Here is an 18747-nt window from a genome sequence, read left to right as displayed (position 1 = left end):
CCGAAGTAAGGTCAGGGATACGACGTCGACGTCGACGGTGCCGGGCTGCCTCCGCGGCTGCTGCCGTCACGCTCCCACGTGCCGAGGTCCCCGCGACGCACCTTCCGGCGGGCGAGCACCTTCGCCACGGTGGAGACCGCGAGGTACGCCGGCGCCGCGCCGAGCAGGCGGGGCTCGGCGCGGACCACCCTGAGCCAGTCCACGGACCCGCCGACGATGCCACGACCATCCTTCGTGGAACCGCCCGCGGGCGCCAGCCCGAGGGCGCGCAGTTGGGCGTTGCCGGCGAAAACCCGGCTCTTTTGTCGAACGAGGTCGCGTGCGGTCCGGGCCGGATGTACGACGAAACAGGTGCCGTCGACCGTGGATCGCTCATCCGGTGCGAACCGGTGATAGAGGAAGAAGTCATCCGCGATTGCGTCCGGGAAACGATCGAAACAGGCCCGGCCCTGCTCGCTCACTCCGATGACCCCACCGATTCGGCCGTTGCGCACATAGGGCAGCCGCAGCCAGATGCGGTAGTAGTCGCGTACTACACGGCTCGTGCCGGCAAGACGGATTGTCAGGTGCGGTGATGCGGCCAGTGCCGGGCCGGTCCGCAGCACGTCGGCCACCTGTAGCAGGTCGGCGCCGGACACCTCCAGGTCGGCGTCCACATAGAATCGCGGGAAGGTGGTGACCTCGGCGTCGCCAAGGTTCAGCGCGGCCGCCTTGCCGGCCTTCGCGGTCTCCACGCAGCGGACACCTCGGTCGCGGACCCGACGGGCGGTCTCGTCGGAGCAGCCGTTGGCGACCACGACGATCTCCAGGTCCTCGGGGGCGGCGCCGTCGGCGAGCCGGTCAAGGCAGCGGCCGATCACGGCCGCCTCGTTATAGGCCGGAATGACGACGCTTGCGCGCGCATGCTTATAGTGCGCCGGGGTGGCGGGGGTTTTTCCGCTCACCCGGTCGGCGCGATCTGACTGTTGCATGACAAAATCCACGGTCTGATCACCCCAGGCCGGCGCCGGCCCGCGCGACGCAGTCGTATTCAGGTAGGCGGGCGGCACACACGGTAGACCATCGTGACCGGACCGGGCGCGTGCGTGGGGACCCGACGACACTCCCCGTGGTGACGCCCGGCGCTGGCGATGAGAACTCTCGTGAACTACCAGAACTTAGGTGGACTAATGGTCGAATGTAATCTTGCGCTTCACTACAGCGGCGGCCTTGACGCGAACAAGTGGCGCGAGCGTCACGGTCGCGGCGAGGTTCCGGACGCTCTTCCGTATGGGTTCGATCGGTTGGCGCGCTATTCAGTGAAAGTCTCTCCGGTTAGCTTGCGGGTATCCCGGGACGCGTTCTTCGTTCGTGGTCCGCGTATTTTCGGCGGCTATGAGTGGGTGGAGACCGCGGCCTCCCGCCGAACGGTCGGTGGCTCGGACGTCGTCTTGTGCTGGGACGAGCGGGTCGGGGTCCCGGCGGCGCTGATGGCGGGAACGCGAAACCATCCCCCCGTCGTGACCGGCGTGATCTGGCTGGCCGATGTCGCCGGTCGACGGCCCGGCTCGCTGAAGATCGCCCGTTGTGCCCTGCGAAGGTCCAGCCGGATATTTACGCTTTCCACCGCCCAGATCCCGCCGCTCCGAACGCAGCTGGGCATTCCTGAAGGACGTTTCTCGCACGTCCTGTTCGGGGTCGACTCCACATTTTTCCGGACCTCTGTCAACCCTCCGAAGAAAGGGCTCGTGGTGAGTGTCGGAAATGATCGGCACCGCGACTTCGAAACGTTGATCCGCGGCCTGTCCCAGGGGTGGAGCAGGCTGGCGGAGCTGAGGCTGGCGGAGCTGAGACTCGAGCTGGTGACAGCCCGAAACGTGGCCGTGCCACCGTGGCTCGGCCGGCGTCGGAACCGTCTTACTCTTCCCGAGGTGAGCGATCTGTACAGGGCCGCGTCGATGGTGGTCGTCTGCCTCCGGCCCAATCTTCACGTGAGCGGCGTAACCGTCGTGCTGGAGGCGATGGCCAGTGGTCGTCCCGTCGTGGTGACCGATACCCCCGGCATCCGGGACTACGTCGATCACGGCCGTACCGGGATTCTCGTTCCGCCCTACGACACCGATGCGCTCGCTGAAGCGGTCGTGCATCTGGTGCTCGACCCGGACCGAGCGGCCGCGCTCGGTGCGGCCGCCCGCCTGGACGTCGAGCATCGCCTGAACACGGAAGCTCAGGCCCGCCGGTTCGCGACTTTGTTGAGAGAGCTCTAGCCCAGCCCGGAAAACGGAGAATCCGTGGTCAGGAGAAATACCGACAGATGGGCGTTCGGGACCGGCCGGGGTCCTCGGGCACCGACGGTTTCCTCGGTCGTGGTCGGACACCGGTATGTTTGAATGACGGTGTGGTTTCCGCTGCGTCGTCACCGCCGGCCGGTGAGCGGGGGTCATCCGGTCCCCCGCCGGGGGCGGGCCGGGCTGCGCGCCACCGGCGGGGACGAGCGGGGCGACGCCGGCTCATCGTGATGCTGTTCGCGGTGTTCCTGGCAGGTTTCACCGCGCTTACCCTTCGGCTGTTCGTATTCCCCGCCGCCGACGTGCCCGTCCAGGCGGACGCCATCGTCATGTTGGCGGGTCCGGGGGACAGAACCGGCAAGGCGATCGAGTTGGCCCGTACCGGTTACGCTCCCGTCCTCGTGATGTCCACCCCAGGGACGCGGGGGTGCTCGGCCCACGAGGCACCGAAGGCGGAGGTGATCTGCTTTTCTCCGCACCCGGTGACCACGCGGGGCGAGGCGCGGGCAGCCGCTGAGCTCGCCGCCCGACATGGCTGGACCAGGATCCTCTTCGTCACCGGCCGCGCGCAGGACACCCGCGCCCGCATCCGCATCAGCCGCTGCTTCCACGGTGATCTGCGGGTCACTGTGGTCGGTCCGCGTCGCCTCCGGGAATGGCCTTATGCGATCGCCTACGAGTGGGGCGCCCTCGCCAAGGCGCTGATCTGGCAGCGAAGCTGCTGACCCCGAGGAGCAGACCAGGAGACCGGGTGGGAATACTGGCCCACGTTGCGAGGATCCGGAATACGCCAGAAACGCCCGCCGGCCTGCGGTCGGATAACCAACCGAACGACAACCCGTCGTCTAGGGTGAGGCAGGAACTGGCGGCCGGGGCCAGCCGGCACGATTCGCGTTACGGCCGATGGCCGGACCACCACTGCCGACACAGATTACCTGGGTCACAGATTACCTGGGTCTGGAGAGGGAAATGGGCGTCGACGTCTCGATCCTGATCGTCTCGTACAACACCGGCGCGATGACGGCGGCATGCCTGGAGTCCTGTGCGGCCACGTCCGACGGCCTCGCGACCGAGATGATCGTCCTGGATAACGCCTCCACGGACGACTCCGTCTCGATCATCCGTGATCGGTTTCCCAGCGTGAACCTGATCGAGCAGAGGACGAACCTCGGCTTCGGTCGGGCGGTCAACCTCGCGGCTTCCCAGGCGAAGGGGGAGTACCTGCTCCTCCTCAACCCCGACACGGTGGTGCTCCCCGGCGCGGTCGCGAACCTGCTGGACTTTGCGCGGGCCAACCCTAGGCACGGCATCTACGGCGGTCGCACCCTCGGTCCAGACCACACCGTCGACCCCAGGTCGTGCTGGGCTGTTCCGACCGTCTGGAGCCATGTGTGCTTCGGCCTCGGACTGTCCACCGCCTTCCGGCGTTCGGCCCTGTTCGATCCCGAATCGATGGGACCGTGGCCTCGCGACACGGTTCGGACCGTGGGGGTGGTGACGGGCTGCCTGCTGCTCATCCCACGCGCGCTGTTCGAGCAGCTCGGTGGCTTCGACTCCCGTTTCTTCATGTACGGCGAGGACGTCGACCTGTCGATCCGGGCCCGCCGGGCCGGCCTGGATCCCGTGATCACACCCGCCGCGGTCGTGGTTCACCATGGCGGTGCGTCCTCCGCTGGATGGGCGGACAAGCACGTGCTGGTGATGACGGGCAAGGTGACATTGGCGCGGACCCATTGGACCGGGTGGCGCCGGACGGTGTGTCTGGCGATGCTGGTCCTCGGGGTGGCGCTGCGGGCGGCCCTCGCCACGGTAATCGGCCGGCCGGCCGGCACCGGGAGCGGCGGCTGGCGCGTCGTATGGACCCGGCGGGCCGACTGGCGGGCCGGCTATCCGCCCCTTCCGCCAGCCTAGAATGCGCCGGACCGCCGCAGCACGGCGCTAACAGTCCGGGCGATGATGGCGAGGTCGAGCATGATCGACCAATTCTCTACGTAGTAGAGGTCGAGTCGCACCCCGTCCCGCCAGGGCAGTTCTGAACGCCCATTCACCTGCCACAGTCCGGTCAGGCCGGGCTTGACCTTGAATCGACGGTGGACGGAGTCGTGATATTGAGCGACCTCTGCCGGCAGCGGCGGCCGCGGCCCCACCAGCGACATCTCGCCGCGGAGGACGTTGACGAGTTGCGGCAGCTCGTCGATCGACAGGTGCCGTAGCGTTCGTCCGACCCGAGTGACGCGGGGGTCGTCGCGAATTTTGAAAAGTGGTCCGTCGGCCTCGTTGCGCTCCTCCAGCGCTGCCCGGCGCCGTTCGGCATCCACGTACATCGTCCGGAACTTGAGGATCTGGAACTCGCGGCCGTCCTTACCCACCCGGGTCTGGCGAAACCATGCCGGTCCGGTGCTGTCAACCTGGATGGTCAACGCGACGAGAAGCAGCAGCGGGGACAGGGTAACGAGGGCCACGGCGGCAAGGACCCGGTCGAAGATGTCTTTGGCCACCTTTCGCCAACCGGTATAGACCGGGCTCTCCACGTGTAGCAGGGGGAGACCGGCGATCGGCCGCAGGGATACCCGCGGCCCGGCGATTCCGGCCATGCTCGACGCGATGACAAGATCGACACCGGTCCCCTCGAGGTCCCAGGCGATCCGCTTGGCGGCTTCGATGTTGACCGCCACGGACGAGGCGACCACCACCGTGTCGGCCATGGCGCGGGCGACGGTGGACCGCAGCGCCGGCAGGGCGCCGAGGACGGGAAAGGGAGAATAATCGGCCGAGTAGTCGTCCTGCCGGGGTAGACATGCGCCGACGATCTCGAATCCGGCTGCGGGTTCATATCGGAGCTCGCTGACGAGTTCGGCCACCGTGCTACGGTCGCCGACGACGACGACCCGGTGGCGGGCACGGCCGGCCCGCCGAGCCGCCACCAGCCGTCGGCGGGCGAGCATCCGACCGGTAATCAGCAGCAGTAGCCCCAGCGGCAGGACCACCAGACAGAACCCGCGAGCGACTTCTGCGCGCAGGACGTAGGAGAGGATCGCCGTCGTGCCCCACAGTCGGAATGTCGCGACGCTGATCCGCCGGTATTCCTCGGTTCCGATGCCCAGATATTTCGTCTGATAGGTGTCGGCGGCGCCGAGCATGGCGATCCAGCCCAGTCCGATACCTATCGCGACGGAAAGATATGACGCCCCGTGGACGGTTGGGTTCGCATTCATGCCGAACCGGAGGAGATAGGAACAGGTAAGCGCGACCGTGATTGCCGTGGCATCGATGATGAAGATTCTGGCGGTCAGCCTGACCTTCCACTCCGGCGGCCCGGCTGCCGGCGGCTCTGGTTGCCGTTGTCGCGGAATAGCCGGGACGGTCGTGTCCCGGGGCGTGGCCGCCACCGACGAGAGCACCGCGGGGTCCTCGTCCCGCCCCCCGGTCGAGTCAGACACCTCGGGCCTTCGTCGTGCGGTGTCCCCGGCCTTGGCCATATTGGTTGTTCTCCGCTCCATCGGATGGCAGTGGGTGTTCATAGTTGCTGCTGGATTGGACCTGGAACGATCCTTCTTCCGTAGCCAGCGAAGGTGAGCCAGTCGGTGAGCAGCCCCAGCGACCCGCCGGTCGTGGCGAACGTACGCACCTCAGTGGTCGCGCGTCCAGAACCCCGTCTGGACACCTCGTCTGAACGTGTATCGCTGCCGCGACCGTGTCCCGGTGAACGCATCCGCTGGCCATGCCCCGACCGGCCGGGGAAACGGTTGAGCCGCCGGTTGCGTGCCATCCGCCGCCGGCGATGAGGAAATATCCCGACCCCCGTCGGCGACACGCCAGCATCCCGGGTTTCCAGAGCTATCAACATCCATTATCTAGAGTCACGGCGCGTGACGAGCGCGTGGTCGGAAGCTCGGCAGGACGAAATTCCACCGTGGTCCACCGACTATCCAGGTCTGTCCAGGGGGGCGTCCTTGTCTGGTTCGGGTGATTCGCCATCGGTAAGTGTGGTGATTCCGGCGCTCAACGAGGCGCGGAATCTGCGGGAAGTATTCGGCCGACTTCCGGTGGACGCCGAAATAATCCTGGTGGACGGGAACTCCACCGATGACACCGTCCGACTGGCCCGCGAGCTACGCCCCGACGTGGTCGTCGTCCGCCAGACCCGATACGGCAAGGGCAACGCCATGGCCTGCGGCTTTGCCGTGGCATCGGGGGACATCGTGGTCACGCTCGACGCCGACGGCTCGGCCGACCCGGCCGAGATACCCTCCTTCGTCGCGGCCCTCGTCCAGGGCGCCGACTTCGTCAAGGGAACCCGATTCGCCCACCGTGGCGGCAGCAACGACATTACCCTGCTGCGTACTCTTGGAAATCTCTTCTTCTGTCATCTGGTCAACCTGCTCTTCCACCGCCGGTTCACCGACCTGTGCTACGGCTACAACGCATTCCGGCGAGATTGTCTGCCGATGCTCGGGCTGATGCCGGGAGAAACCGACGGCATTCGGCGGCATGGCGACGGCTTCGAGATCGAAACCTTGATCACCCTCCGTGCGACCAAGGCCTGCCTGCGGGTCACCGAGGTCGGCAGCTTTGAGCACAAGCGCCTTCACGGCGCGAGCAACCTGAATGCGGGCCGGGATGGTATGCGCGTCCTGCGGACCATCCTCGTCGAATGGTCGGAAAACCTTACCGCCCGGTCACGAAACCGCGCCAGGTGGGACGGCATGCTGCTCAGCAGTCCCGGTCAACCGGTATCGACCATCGTCAGCCAGCGACGTCCGGGCGACCTTCCCCATGGCCGGCGCAGGACAACCGGCGCGACGGAATACGCGTGATGACCCCCCCGGCCGGCCCGCGGCTCTCGGTGGTCATCTGTGCCTATACCGAACGGCGCCGGCACGATCTGCAGCGCGCGGTGACCAGCATCGCCGAACAGACCAGGAAGGCCGACCAGCTGATCCTCGTCATCGACCACAATGACCGGTTGCGCCGGTGGGCCGAGGCTGCGTACCCCGGTGCCACCGTGATCCCCAACACCGGCCGCCGTGGCCTGTCCGGTGCCCGCAACTGCGGCGTCGGGGCCGCCACCGGCGACGTGGTCGCCTTCCTGGACGACGACGCCCACGCCGAGCCGGACTGGCTGGCCCAGTTGGCCGCCCACTACACCGACCCCCGGGTCGCCGGGGTCGGCGGTGCCGCCATGCCGGTGTGGCCGCACCGCCGACCCCGCTGGTTCCCCCCCGAGTTCGACTGGGTGGTCGGATGCAGCTACGTCGGGCTGCCGACCGACACGGCTGCGGTCCGTAACCCGATCGGAGCGGGGATGTCGTTCCGGCGGGCCGTGTTCGATCGCGTCGGCGGGTTCACCGAGGGGCTTGGGCGGGTCGGCACCACACCGCTGGGCTGCGAGGAAACCGAGTTCGGTATCCGCCTTCAGGCGATCCTCCCGGACGCTGTCGTCCGCTACGAGCCACGGGCACGGGTCTGGCACCAGGTAACCGGCGACCGGGCCTCCCTGCGGTACTTCCTGGCACGCTGCCATGCCGAAGGCCTGTCCAAGGCCGCGGTAGCCGACCGGGCCGGGGCGGACGCGGCGCTCGCCACCGAACGGCAGTACCTGAGGCGGACGCTGCCCCGAGCACTGGCTCGTGACCGCCACAGCCTGGGCACCTGGCCGCGAGCCGGGGCCGTGCTGGTCGGCACCGGGTCCACGGCCATCGGCTACGCACGCGGCCGGCTACGCCTCGCCGCCGGCCGGCGTGACACGCCACGTCAGCCGATCCCGTCGGAGGTAGCTGTGATCCCGATTCTGCTGTACCACTCGGTGACCGATTATCCGGTGGCGAGCTATCGACGTTGGACGGTCGATACCGCAACCTTTGTCCGCCATCTCACCCTCATTGCCGGTTCCGGCCGGGTACCGCTGACGGTGTCCGAGTATGTCGAACGGAGGCGGCACCAGACCCTGCCTCCGCGACCGGTCCTCATCACCTTCGACGACGGATTCGCCGACAACCTGGCCGCCGCTCGTGAGGTCGTCGCGCACGGGCTCACCGCGACCTGCTACGTCGTCACCGACTGGATCGGCCAGGTCGGCATGCTGCGCGGCGCCGACCTGCGGACCCTGGCCGGCCTCGGGGTCGAGATCGGTGGTCACAGCCACACCCATCCCCGGCTCGACGAGCTTCGCCCCGACGAGGCGCGCCGGGAGATCAGCGACTGCAACGCCCGGTTGACCGCTGCGATCGGCGCACCGGTGGGCTCCTTCGCCTACCCCCACGGCAATTACGACCATGCCGTTCGGCGGCTCGTCGGGCAGGCCGGCTTCACGTCCGCCTGCGGGGTGCGCAACATGATGTCGCACGGCGCCGACGACCCGTTCGCCCTTGCCCGACTGACCGTGACGGTCGACACCCCGGACCGGCAGATCAGGGCGTGGCTGGACGGGGCCGGCCGCGCGGCCCCCGCTCGGGAGTTGCTGCGTACGCGGGGCAGCCGGCTCTCCCGTCGAACGAGGGCTCGGCTCCTCGGCCCGCGTCTACCCTACCGACCAATCGTCACCGATCTGCCCGTACCAGCCGATCTGCCCGTACCAGCCGTCCCGGCGGCGTTCGGGGAGGTGCGGCCGTGACCACCACGCCGCCGGCCATGATGCTGCCGGGCGACGGTCCGATCGCGCTGCACGAGGTAGAACTGTCCGCGCCGCTTCCGGTGCTCACCGGTGACGGGCCGGCACAGGTGCTGGTCCGGCTGCACGGCCGTCCCCTGGGGGTGGTCGCTGCGACGCTGTCCCCGGCCGGCCTGCGCCCGGACCAGCTCGCCGGCCGGGTCATGGACAGACTCGGGCCGGACGTGGCCGCCCACCTGACCGCGGACGGGCTCGCGGTTCCCGAAACGGTCCCGATCGACGGAGTTGTGACGTCAGACGTCTGCCGGCCGGTGCTCCCCGCCGAGCTCGCCGGGACCGTCGTCGTGACAAGCTGCGTCGCCTCCCCCTCGCTGGCGGCCACGCTCGCGGGAATCCTGGCGCAGTCCGTGCCAGCGCAGGAAATCATCGTGGTCGACAACCGGCCGCGCACGAGCGGCATCCGCGAACAGCTCAGTCGGATGGCCGGCGAGGTGCGCTACGTCGCCGAGCCAGAGAGGGGGCTTTCCCGGGCCCGCAACGCCGGACTGGCCGCCGCGACCACACCGGTGGTCGTCTTCACCGACGACGACGTCGAGGTCGACCCGCGCTGGTTGGAGTTCCTCCTGTCCGGGTTCGCCGCCGGCTCGGGTGTCGTCGACGAGACGGTGGGGTGCGTCACCGGGCTGATCCGGCCACTGGAGCTCTCAACCCCGGCGCAGGTGTGGTTCGAGCAGTTCGGCGGCTTCGGCAAGGGCTTCGTCGGACGCCGGTTCGACCGCACCGAAAATCGATCAGGCGACCTGCTCTATCCCTATACCGCGGGCGTGTTCGGCAGCGGCGCGAACAGCGCTTTCCGGACTGATACGCTGCGTCAGCTTGGTGGTTTCGACGAATTTCTCGGCACGGGCACCGCGGCCCGCGGTGGCGAGGATCTCGACATCTTCCTGTCCGTGGTGCGCAGTGGCCACGTCCTGGTCTACGAGCCGGCCGCGCTGATCCGCCACCTGCACAAGCGGACCACTGTCGAACTGCGGCGCCAGATGTACGACTACGGGGCCGGCCTCGGGGCGATGGTCACCAAACGCATCGCGACTCAACCCGCCGAACGCCTCCAGATCGCCCGTCTCGTCCCCGGCGGCCTGCATCATCTTCTCCACCCACGCAGCAGCAAGAACGCCGGCAAATCCCGTGACTATCCCCGGTCCCTGACCTTGATCGAGTTGGTCGGTGTGGCCCGAGGGCCGGTCGGCTATGCCGCCAGCCGGGCCCTCGCCCGGCGCCGGCAGCGCGATCTTCCTCATGACCACGCACCGACTCCCGGTGCTCCCCCCGCCCCCTTTCCCAGGGCGCCCATCCCCGAACCGCGGATCTCCACCGTGACCACTGGAGCGCAACCATGAGCAGCGTGTACGCCCGCCGAACAACGCAGGCGGCGCTCGTGGCGGTAACCGTGATGCTCGCCTTTCTTGTGGTCTGCCGAACAGATTCTCCGGTACGGGTCCTGCTCGCCGTCCCCGCCGCCTTCCTCCTTCCCGGGGCCGCCGTGCTGGCCAGGCTCCCGGTCGACGGGACGGCGGCATGGATCGGGCTTGCCGTCGCCATCAGCCTTGCCGTCGACGTCCTGACCAGCATGCTCATGGTCTGGTCGGGATGGTGGCACCCAGCCGTGATGCAGTCCGTCGTGGGACTTGCCTGCTGCGCGGTCCTCATCCACAGCCTGCGCGCGGAGCTGCGCGCCCAGCCGCGCGCCCGGCCGCGCGCTGACGGGAAGGTGCGAGGGCGTTGACCGGCAGACCGCTGCTTCCGCCGGAGATACCGGATCCCCGGCTCGGCCAGAACGCGGCTTCCCAGCCCCACGCCGCGGCTGCCCGGGCCCGCCTGCGCTCGGTCCGTCAAAGACGGCCCGAGGACCCCGGAATCCGGCGGCCGGCGCGGTTGTCAGGCCCCTTCGCGACGGGCCTTCGCTGGCTGTTTCCGCTGGCGGTCGGCATCACCCTCTGGGGGCTGTCACTGCGGTGGATCCACGTCGAGAACCTCACCGACTACGGTCTCCCGCCGGCACTGCCCATCGCCTGGTACGTCGGCCTGGGCGTGCTCCTGCTCGGCGCTGTCGGCGCCGTCGGGCGGGCCCGCTTCCAGCCGTTCATCGCGGCGGCCTACCTGCTTGCCTGCATTCTCGTGCTCTACGGCACCCTTCCGCTCATCCTGGACGTTCCGCACTACCCCTGGGTGTACAAGCACATCGGCGTGGTCCGCTATATCGAGCAGCATGGCGGCGTCGACATCGACATCGATATCTACCACCGATGGCCCGGCTTCTTCGCCGGTACCGCGGTCTTCGGCTCGCTTGCCGGCCGACCCAACCCGATCGCCTTCGCCGCCTGGACCGAGGTCTTCTTCACCGGCATCGACGCCCTTCTCGTCTGGGCGGCCACCAGGACGCTGCTTCGCGAGCCACGGATCGCTGCGGGCGCGGCACTGGTCTTCGTCGTGACGAACTGGGTCGGGCAGGACTATTTCGCCCCCCAGGCCCTCAGCCGGACGCTGGCCCTCGCCCTGTACCTGGTGCTCCTGCGGCAACTCCGCACCGGCGCGCCGAGGGCCATCCTGCGGCGGACCGTGCGGTCCGCCGGAGTCCACAGCAGAAGGCCGCCGCTGCGCTTCGCCGCCCCGCCAGGCCCAACCTGGCCGCTGCCGGTGGCGGTCGGCGTCGTGCTGCTCCTGGACGGGGCGGTGGTGGTCAGCCACCAGTTGACCCCGTACCTGCTCCTCCTCGGAGTCGGTGCGCTGACCGCGGCCGGGCTTGTGCGGCCGCGGTGGGTGGTGGTCGCCATGGCCGGTCTGACGATCGCCTATCTGATCCCGCACTTCGCCTATGTTCAGGATCATTTCGGGGTCTTCAGCAGTCCCGACCCGTTCGCGAACGCCCGGTCAGAGGAGCCGCCGCTTCCTTCGTCGGGGAAGCTGGCCAAAACCACCGGACTGATCCTGACCGGCACGGTCTGGGCGCTGGCCGGAGTCGGCGGGCTGCGCCGGCTGCACCGCGGTGACGGCCGGGTGCTCCCGCTCATCCTGCTGAGCATCGCACCGGGCGTCATCCTGTTCGGGCAGAGCTACGGCGGTGAAAGCATCCTGCGGGCGATTCTGTTCTCCCTGCCCTGGTGCGCGCCGTTGGTGTGCTGCGCCGTCGCGCCGATGACCGGGCGGTGGCGACGGCGGCACGTCCTGGCGGGCTGCGGCGGGATTCTCCTCCTCGCCACGCTCTTCATGCCCGCCTTCTTCGGGAAGACGGAACTGAATCTCATGAACGCCGACGAGGTCCAGGCCGGTGATTATCTGTACGCGCACGCCCGGCCCGGGTCGGTGGCCGTGCTGACCGGGGCCACCTTCCCGAGCCGCTACGGGGCTCGATATCCCGAGGTGGACGATGTCCTGATCACCGACACCTTCGGCGAGCGCGCAATCAGGCCATCGACGGTGAATGCCGTGGCCGACTTCATCGGAACGTACCCGGGACGGGGTTACCTCGTTTTCTCGACGGCACAGGAGGTGTATGACCGTGTATACCGGACGGCGACCGCCGGTGCGCTGCGGGCGGTGGAGACGGCCGTCCGCTCCTCGCCGCGGTTCCGCCTCTGGTACGCGACCCGGAACACCCGTATCTACGAACTCGCCGGATAGCACCTGGACCCTGCCGCGGCCCCGTTCGCCGCGGACTCTGCCGCTATCGGCGAACGGGGCCGCCGGCCAGAGCGGTGCCCAGAGCGGTGCGCTGTACCGCAACGGCATGGCGTTGGCGATGAGCGGCGGCCTCTCGTCGTTGGTGGGCAGCCTCTACTGGGTGCTGGCCGCCCGGCAGGCCGACCGGCCGTCGGTCGGCGAGGCCACCGCCCTCATTTCGGCCCTCACCGGTCTGTCCTACCTGTGCCAGCTGGGCCTGGGGGGCGCATTGACCGCCTTCCTGCCGCAGGCGGGGGGCCAGGCGCGCCGCCTGGTCGTCGGCGCCTACGCCGGCGCGGCCGGCCTCAGCCTGCTGGTCGGTTTGAGTTTTGCCTTGCTGGCCGCCCGGATGAGCCCGGCTCTCGCAGTTCTCCAGTCACCCCGGATCGCCCTCTTCTTCGCCATCTCGGTGGCGATCTGGTCGCTGTTCGCACTGCAGGACAACGTCTTCACTGGCCTGCGGAAGGCGGTCGTCGTACCGATCGAGAACACCGCTTACAGCGTCGTCAAGCTCATTCTGCTCGTCACCTTCGGTGGCGGGGTGAGCGGACTGGCATTGTTCACCTCCTGGGTGATGCCCGCGGCGGTAGCCGTCATACCGGCGTCGGTCATGCTGCTGGTGTGGCTGCGACCCGCCGGACGTGCGCCAAGCCCACCCGGGCTGGCCGCGGACTTCCGAAAATACCTGGCCGGCGACTCGCTGGCGGAGCTGGTGTCCCAGCTCAGCACGACGCTCCTGCCGATGATTGTCATCGCCCGGATCGGGGCGACGGAAGGGGCCGCGTTCGGAATCAGTTGGTTGATCATATGCACGGTCGACGAAATCCCCTGGAGCCTCGGGACCTCGCTCACGGTCGAAGGCGCGCAGCCCGGCGCCGACTCTCGCCGCCTCCAACGGGCGATGCTGCGCCGCATTCTCCCGATTGTTATCGGAATCGTCCTCGCCCTCATCGTCGCCGCGCCGCTTGTACTGGCTCTCTTCGGCCCCTCCTACCGGGCCGACGCGACCACTGTGCTTCGACTGCTGCTGTTGGGCTCGGTCGCCCGCACGGTCGTCATCCTGGAGCTGTGCACGGCCCGCGCGCAGCGGAGGGCCGGGTGGCTCGTGTGTATCGAGGCGCTGCTGGCGGTGCTGGTGCTGCCCAGTCTCTGGCTGCTGGGTGGGAGCCTGGGACTGGCGGGGGTCGGCCTGGCCTGGTTCGGATCACAGACCGCGACCGCGTGTGTGGTGCTCGCCGCGGGTCGAACCGGCGATGACCAGGTCGACTCGCCACCCTACCGCGGCTTCTCCGCCCGCCCACAGGTCAGCACCGGAAAGCGCGCGTCCTGAACATCGAGATCCTTGCGACTGACGTCGCCGACTGCCAGACCCAACAACGCCGAGACACCGGCCAGGACGTTTCCGAAACCCTCCACCGTGGCCTCGATCCCGACTCGGGCGAGTTCGGCGCGAAGACCCGGCGGCGTCCAGCGCCACTTGTCGTCGGCCCCGTCGTCCACGTCAATACGTCCCAGTGCCGGAACCGAGATCAACAGGACGCCGTTCGGTCGAAGCGACCGCCACAGATTCTCCAGACAGCAGCCCGGAGAGGTGTACTGAAGGACCTGAGTGAGAATCACACAGTCGAACTCGGCGGCGGGCAGACTGTCCGCGACATCGAGGTCGACATGAAGATCGGCATGATGGTTCGTCTTATCCCGGTCGATGATCGTAATCCGACCCGGAGTTCCGAACCGCGAGCTGTATTCCGCGTTTTTGACCTCCAGTACATGCCCCCGGATATCGTTGGCATGCCGACTGATCCACTGTTCGATATAGTGCCGGTCGACCGGCAGCCCGCGGTCCCATCCGTAACGGTCGCTGAACGGCCTGACCCGTTTCATGTTCCCCCACGACACCCGGCGCCCAGGCGCGTTCCGCAGCGTCCAGTACGCCATCTGCCGCACCACTTGCGGCGATCGCCGGTAGTAGCCGAGAGCCCACTCCGGCGGGAATCTCTCCCGCTCGACCGCCGGGTTCCCCGCCCTGGGCCTGTCACGTTGCATCACGTCACGCGTCACAGCCTTTCCGGTCGTCGTCACCGCCAGGCGGCCGTTTGCCGCTCCCGGGCGTAGAGCAACGGTCCGGCGGCGTAGCCGGCGAACTCCCGCAGCAGGGCACCCTTCGGGGCCTGGACCCGCCCGTCGAGCCGCTGGCTCGTCGCATGGCCGATGCGGGCCATCCCACGCAGGCCTCGTGGGATGCGACGTACCACCTCACCCCGGGTCGACCGCTGGAGAAGCAGCTTGGCCAGGAAGGCCGTGAAACCGGAGCCGTAGCCGAACATCTGAGCGAGCAGCGCCGCGTCGTCGGCGCGGTGGTGATGCCAGACGAAGGCGGCTGGTTCGTACGCGATCGCTCGGCCCGCCCGCAACATGCGCACGAAGAGATCGAGGTCCTCGCCGCCCCGGCTCCTGGTGCCCGCTCCCAACGCCTCGTCGAAGCCACCCAGGTCCCGCAGGAACGCGACGTCGAACCCGACATTCGCGCCGGTGCCGACGAAACCTATATAGGGGTACAGCGGACCGTGCCGCTCGTTGTCGGCGAGGTCGAAAAGCACCGGCTCGCAGCGGGTGGACCAGTACGACGCCCGGGCGTCGAAGTAGACTTCGGCCGCGCTCACGATGCTCGCCGTGCAGACGAGTCCCGTGACGCACGCAACGTCCGGCCGGCGCCGGAAACCCCGAACCAGCCCGTCGATCCAGCCGGGGTCAACCGAGACGTCGTCGTCGGTATAGGCGACGTACACCCCCCGCGCCAGCGCGAGCCCGCGGTTGCGGGCGCGGGAGAGACCCGGGCGTGGTTCGGGGACATAGCGGAATCGTTCGTCGGTGGCCGAAAACGAGTCGACGACCCGCTTCGTGGCGTCGCTCGACGGGGCATTGTCCACGATGAGGAACTCGACGGCCGGATAGGTGACCTCCGTGAGTCGACGCAGGCAGTTGGCCAGGATCTCACTGCGGTCTCTGGTGGCGACGACGACGGAGACGAGATCCGTGGAATCGAGATCGGTGGATTGAACCTTGTTCGGGCAGGCCTCGGTGGCCGCGGCAGGCCTGGTGCGGGCGTCGAGGCGCTCGAGCGGGCGGAGACCCTCGCCGACCAGGTGATCGTTGATGCGCCCGCCGAACTCCGACCAGACCCTGCCGAGCAGCTCATCGACGTCGATGCCGGTGGCCGTCCTGGCGGCCGCCGCGTAGCCGAGCGGCTCACCGTGCAGCAGGGCGAGGACCCGCGCACGTCGCTGACGGTCGCGTGGCGGCACGACCGAGCGCACGACGCCCCCGGCCGACACCTCGAGCTCACAGCACCAGATACCCTCGTCGGCCGCGGCTGGGCCGGCCGGGGACTCCCGATTCCCGTGCAGGTTCATCCGACGCTCCTCGCCTCGTGATCTTCGGCCTCGTGATCTTTGGTGTGTCCGCGGATCGTCCGTTGGACCGGGAGAACTCGACGCAATGCCCCACCCAGTTCCCGCTCGATGTCGGGACGGATGTCGGGACGTCGGTAAACCTGCGATCTGCGCACCGTCTCGACGAGCGCATCAACGCGGGTATGGCGCTCCACCTCGATCCTGGGCAGGGCATAGCGGTCCTGAGCCGTGGGGAAGGCGCGCCGAGTTTGCAGCGCGAACGCCGCGTCGTATCCCGCCTTCTTCACCATCATGCGCACGCGCGCGTCATGTTCCCCGTAGGGATAGGCGAACAGGCGTGGCACGGGCAGCCCGATGGCCGCGAGGTCGCCGCGCGCCGCGGAAAGATCGTCCCACAGGCCGGCCCCACTCATCCTCGTCAACTGCCCGTGAGTGCGGGAGTGCGCCGCCACTTCCCAGCCTTCCTGGTGAAGGGCACGCAGCCGGCTCGCGTCGAGGAGCGGCAGCCTGGCGGCGCCGTTCACCGCATCCCACCTGTTCCAACCGCCGATCTCTTTCGTGACCACGAAAACCGTCGCGGGAATACCAAGTTCCCGAAGGACGGGCACGGCGTGTTCGAACAGACTCGAATAGGCGTCGTCGAAGGTGAGGACCAGCGACTGATGCCGGGCGGGCCGGCCGTCGAGATGATGCAGGAGTTCATCGACCCCGACGAAGGTGAAGCCGGCGCCCAGCAGGGCTGTCAGCTGGGCCCGGAACTGTGGCGGGGGAACCGCATACCTACTCAGCAGGGGATCCGACACGTCCTCTATCGCATGATAGGCAAGGATCCGCAGGCCAACGTCCGGTGCGTGCAGGAGACCGCCGCGCTGGTGGGTTCCCCGCCAGTAGGAGCAGTCGCGTAGTCCCAGGAACATCCATCTGGTGGGCCGGTCCACCTTCCCGGCGCTGACTCTTCCGAGCACGAGACCCGCCGGGACGCGGGACGCCCAGGGCGGTGCCGCCGCCGCGGCCCTGGTGAGGCTTCCTCTGATCGTCTTCCCGCCATGCTGGGCAAAGAGCAGGTCACCGAGACCCGGATGTTTTCGGGAAAGCGCGGCATCGGCCTGCCCGGCCTGCGTCCACTGCCTCAGGTGCGCCTCGGGCGAAACGACGTAACGCTGGTAGGAGACGGCGTCGGCGGCGAATCGAACCCGCGCACCGCTCTGCAGCAGCCGGTAGAGGAAGTCGGTGTCCTCACCGCCGAAGCTGCCGCCGGCGGTAAAACCCGTGTCGAAACCGCCGAGCCTGGCGAAGGTCGACGCCCGCATCGACACCTGCCCGGAGAGCAGGTCCGCGACGGTCAGCCGCCCGTCCGACCGCAGCAGCCTCCGGCGGCGTGCCCGGGCCCACCGGTCGACTCCGTAGGTGAGCACCGTAGGAGGCGAGGCGGGGTGCATCGGGATGTGGCCGACCACGGCGTCGGCGCCGGCGGCGAGAAGCCGCTCATGCTCGACGAGGAGCCGCCGGTCCGCCGCCATGTCGTCGTCGAGAAAGAGGATGAACTCGCCGAGCGCGCCCGCGGCGCCACGGTTTCTCGCTGCGGCCGCGCCCGCGTTCTCCTGCCACAGGATTCGCTTGGAGAACGGCAGAGAGACAGCCTGGAGAGCCTTCTCAGTGCCATCCGTGGAACCGTCGACGACGACGATCAATTCGCAGGGCCACGGCATATCGAGATACCTGAGTTCCGCAATACTCTGCAATACCACGTCTCGGCGGTTGTATGTCGGCATCACAATGCTGAACCGGACCGAACGCCCATTACGGGCGGGCTGCCCCGCCGAATGGTCCGGGATGTCCACGCTCGGTTTCTCACGGTAGCTCATCGCGAATTCCACCGAGCCAACCCGGATGACGCTCGCCCCATGGGCCTGACTCTAGTTCGAGCCGGTCGGTGCGGCGGGACGCGACCCGCGGTCGTGTCGTCCAGGCAGATCAACCTCACGATCGCGTTCCACGAGCGCGGATAACGCTACGCGGCACGCAGCGGCAGAGCCCGGTCCCGGTCACCGGCAACGTACCCGGTCGCTTCCTTCGTTTTCTTCACACCGTTGATGCGAAGTAATCCCATGGCGGGTAGTACCAGGGTTAGTAATCCCAGGGCAAGGTTCCTGGGGATGGTCATGGTGTGTGGGCGATTGCGAACTCCCTCGACCGAGGCGTCGCCTGACCGGGGCGCCGCTACTGGGCACCCAGTAGCGGCGCCGCTACCGCGCATCCGGCCGGCGGGGCTGGTCGCGCAGGCGTTCCAGCGCCCGCCGGTCGCGCTTCGTCGGCCGCCCGGCGCCCCGATCGCGCACGGCCACCACCGGCGGCACCTCGCGCGCGACCGGCGGGCTGCGGTCGACGAAGGACTCCGCGGCAACGGGCGCGCCGACCCGCCTGTGCGGGATCCGGGTGACGACGACGACCCGCTCGTGCCCGGGCTGGCGCACCCGGATCTCGTCGCCGGCCCGCACCGGATGGGCCGGCTTGACCCGCTCGCCGTTGAGGCGGACATGGCCGGCGCGGCAGGCGGCGGTCGCCTGCGATCGCGTCTTGACCAGGCGCACGCACCAGATCCAGGTGTCGATCCGGGCGGTTCCCGCCGGCGACGTCATAGGCGTGGGCGACGTCATAAGTCTGACTGTACGAATCGACCGGCCGACCTGTCGTCGTTCGGGGACGGTCAGGCGGTGACGATCGACCTGCGTGGCGG

15 protein-coding genes are annotated in these 18747 nt (G+C 68.5%); 9 read left to right on the top strand and 6 right to left on the bottom strand.

Annotated elements, in window-relative coordinates; genetic code table 11:
* Positions 1-11: 11 nt before the first annotated feature.
* Complete coding sequence (locus BMG523DRAFT_RS10740) at positions 12-971, bottom strand: glycosyltransferase family 2 protein (protein WP_235463059.1); 960 nt, start codon at positions 969-971, stop codon at positions 12-14.
* A gap of 348 nt (positions 972-1319) precedes the next feature.
* Here BMG523DRAFT_RS10740 and BMG523DRAFT_RS10735 point away from each other — a divergent pair, with 348 nt between their 5' ends.
* From BMG523DRAFT_RS10735 to BMG523DRAFT_RS10725, 3 genes are all read left to right on the top strand, one after another.
* Positions 1320-2246 carry a glycosyltransferase family 4 protein gene (locus BMG523DRAFT_RS10735; RefSeq protein ID WP_157902478.1) on the top strand — a complete coding sequence of 309 codons (927 nt, stop codon included), beginning with the start codon at positions 1320-1322 and terminating at the stop codon, positions 2244-2246.
* Between the two features lie 263 nt (positions 2247-2509).
* Positions 2510-2992: a YdcF family protein gene (locus tag BMG523DRAFT_RS10730; RefSeq protein WP_131728911.1), complete on the top strand. Its 483-nt coding sequence runs from the start codon at positions 2510-2512 to the stop codon at positions 2990-2992.
* A 244-nt stretch (positions 2993-3236) separates the two neighbouring features.
* The gene (locus BMG523DRAFT_RS10725) at positions 3237-4178 is read left to right on the top strand and encodes a glycosyltransferase family 2 protein (RefSeq protein ID WP_011436015.1); all 942 of its coding nucleotides are present in this window, start codon (positions 3237-3239) and stop codon (positions 4176-4178) included.
* On the opposite strand, the gene BMG523DRAFT_RS10720 is transcribed toward BMG523DRAFT_RS10725, so the two are convergent.
* Positions 4175-5707 carry a sugar transferase gene (locus tag BMG523DRAFT_RS10720; RefSeq protein ID WP_235463057.1) on the bottom strand — a complete coding sequence of 511 codons (1533 nt, stop codon included), beginning with the start codon at positions 5705-5707 and terminating at the stop codon, positions 4175-4177. The two genes, BMG523DRAFT_RS10725 and BMG523DRAFT_RS10720, sit on opposite strands and share 4 nt — an antisense overlap.
* A gap of 513 nt (positions 5708-6220) precedes the next feature.
* On the opposite strand from BMG523DRAFT_RS10720, the gene BMG523DRAFT_RS10715 reads away from it, so the two are divergent.
* From BMG523DRAFT_RS10715 to BMG523DRAFT_RS10690, 6 genes are all read left to right on the top strand, one after another.
* Positions 6221-7084 carry a glycosyltransferase family 2 protein gene (locus tag BMG523DRAFT_RS10715; RefSeq protein WP_011436018.1) on the top strand — a complete coding sequence of 288 codons (864 nt, stop codon included), beginning with the start codon at positions 6221-6223 and terminating at the stop codon, positions 7082-7084.
* Positions 7084-8880 (top strand): glycosyltransferase, encoded by a 1797-nt coding sequence (locus BMG523DRAFT_RS22990; protein ID WP_011436019.1) that lies wholly within the window; start codon positions 7084-7086, stop codon positions 8878-8880. The genes BMG523DRAFT_RS10715 and BMG523DRAFT_RS22990 overlap by 1 nt, the downstream gene beginning before the upstream one ends.
* The gene (locus BMG523DRAFT_RS10705) at positions 8877-10277 is read left to right on the top strand and encodes a glycosyltransferase family 2 protein (RefSeq protein WP_011436020.1); all 1401 of its coding nucleotides are present in this window, start codon (positions 8877-8879) and stop codon (positions 10275-10277) included. The genes BMG523DRAFT_RS22990 and BMG523DRAFT_RS10705 overlap by 4 nt, the downstream gene beginning before the upstream one ends.
* Positions 10274-10663, top strand: coding sequence for a hypothetical protein (locus tag BMG523DRAFT_RS10700; RefSeq protein WP_011436021.1), 390 nt, complete (start codon positions 10274-10276; stop codon positions 10661-10663). Before BMG523DRAFT_RS10705 ends, BMG523DRAFT_RS10700 begins: the two co-directional genes overlap by 4 nt.
* Positions 10660-12558: a hypothetical protein gene (locus BMG523DRAFT_RS10695; protein WP_011436022.1), complete on the top strand. Its 1899-nt coding sequence runs from the start codon at positions 10660-10662 to the stop codon at positions 12556-12558. The genes BMG523DRAFT_RS10700 and BMG523DRAFT_RS10695 overlap by 4 nt, the downstream gene beginning before the upstream one ends.
* Positions 12559-12676: 118 nt before the next feature.
* Positions 12677-13927, top strand: coding sequence for a lipopolysaccharide biosynthesis protein (locus BMG523DRAFT_RS10690; protein WP_041257837.1), 1251 nt, complete (start codon positions 12677-12679; stop codon positions 13925-13927).
* Here BMG523DRAFT_RS10690 and BMG523DRAFT_RS10685 read toward each other — a convergent pair.
* From BMG523DRAFT_RS10685 to BMG523DRAFT_RS10670, 4 genes are all read right to left on the bottom strand, one after another.
* Complete coding sequence (locus BMG523DRAFT_RS10685) at positions 13873-14643, bottom strand: bifunctional 2-polyprenyl-6-hydroxyphenol methylase/3-demethylubiquinol 3-O-methyltransferase UbiG (RefSeq protein WP_011436024.1); 771 nt, start codon at positions 14641-14643, stop codon at positions 13873-13875. The two genes, BMG523DRAFT_RS10690 and BMG523DRAFT_RS10685, sit on opposite strands and share 55 nt — an antisense overlap.
* A gap of 32 nt (positions 14644-14675) precedes the next feature.
* Complete coding sequence (locus tag BMG523DRAFT_RS10680; protein WP_011436025.1) at positions 14676-16010, bottom strand: glycosyltransferase family 2 protein; 1335 nt, start codon at positions 16008-16010, stop codon at positions 14676-14678.
* Entirely contained in the window at positions 16007-17875 is a 1869-nt protein-coding gene (locus tag BMG523DRAFT_RS10675; protein ID WP_023840911.1) for a polysaccharide deacetylase family protein, read from the bottom strand. The genes BMG523DRAFT_RS10680 and BMG523DRAFT_RS10675 overlap by 4 nt, the downstream gene beginning before the upstream one ends.
* A 381-nt stretch (positions 17876-18256) precedes the next feature.
* Complete coding sequence (locus BMG523DRAFT_RS10670; protein ID WP_023840909.1) at positions 18257-18649, bottom strand: RNA-binding S4 domain-containing protein; 393 nt, start codon at positions 18647-18649, stop codon at positions 18257-18259.
* Positions 18650-18747 lie beyond the last annotated feature (98 nt).

Source organism: Frankia sp. BMG5.23 (assembly GCF_000685765.2).
GTDB lineage: Bacteria > Actinomycetota > Actinomycetes > Frankiales > Frankiaceae > Frankia > Frankia casuarinae.
The sequence above is the reverse complement of the archived record's forward strand: the minus strand, read 5'-3'. Positions and strand labels throughout refer to the sequence as shown.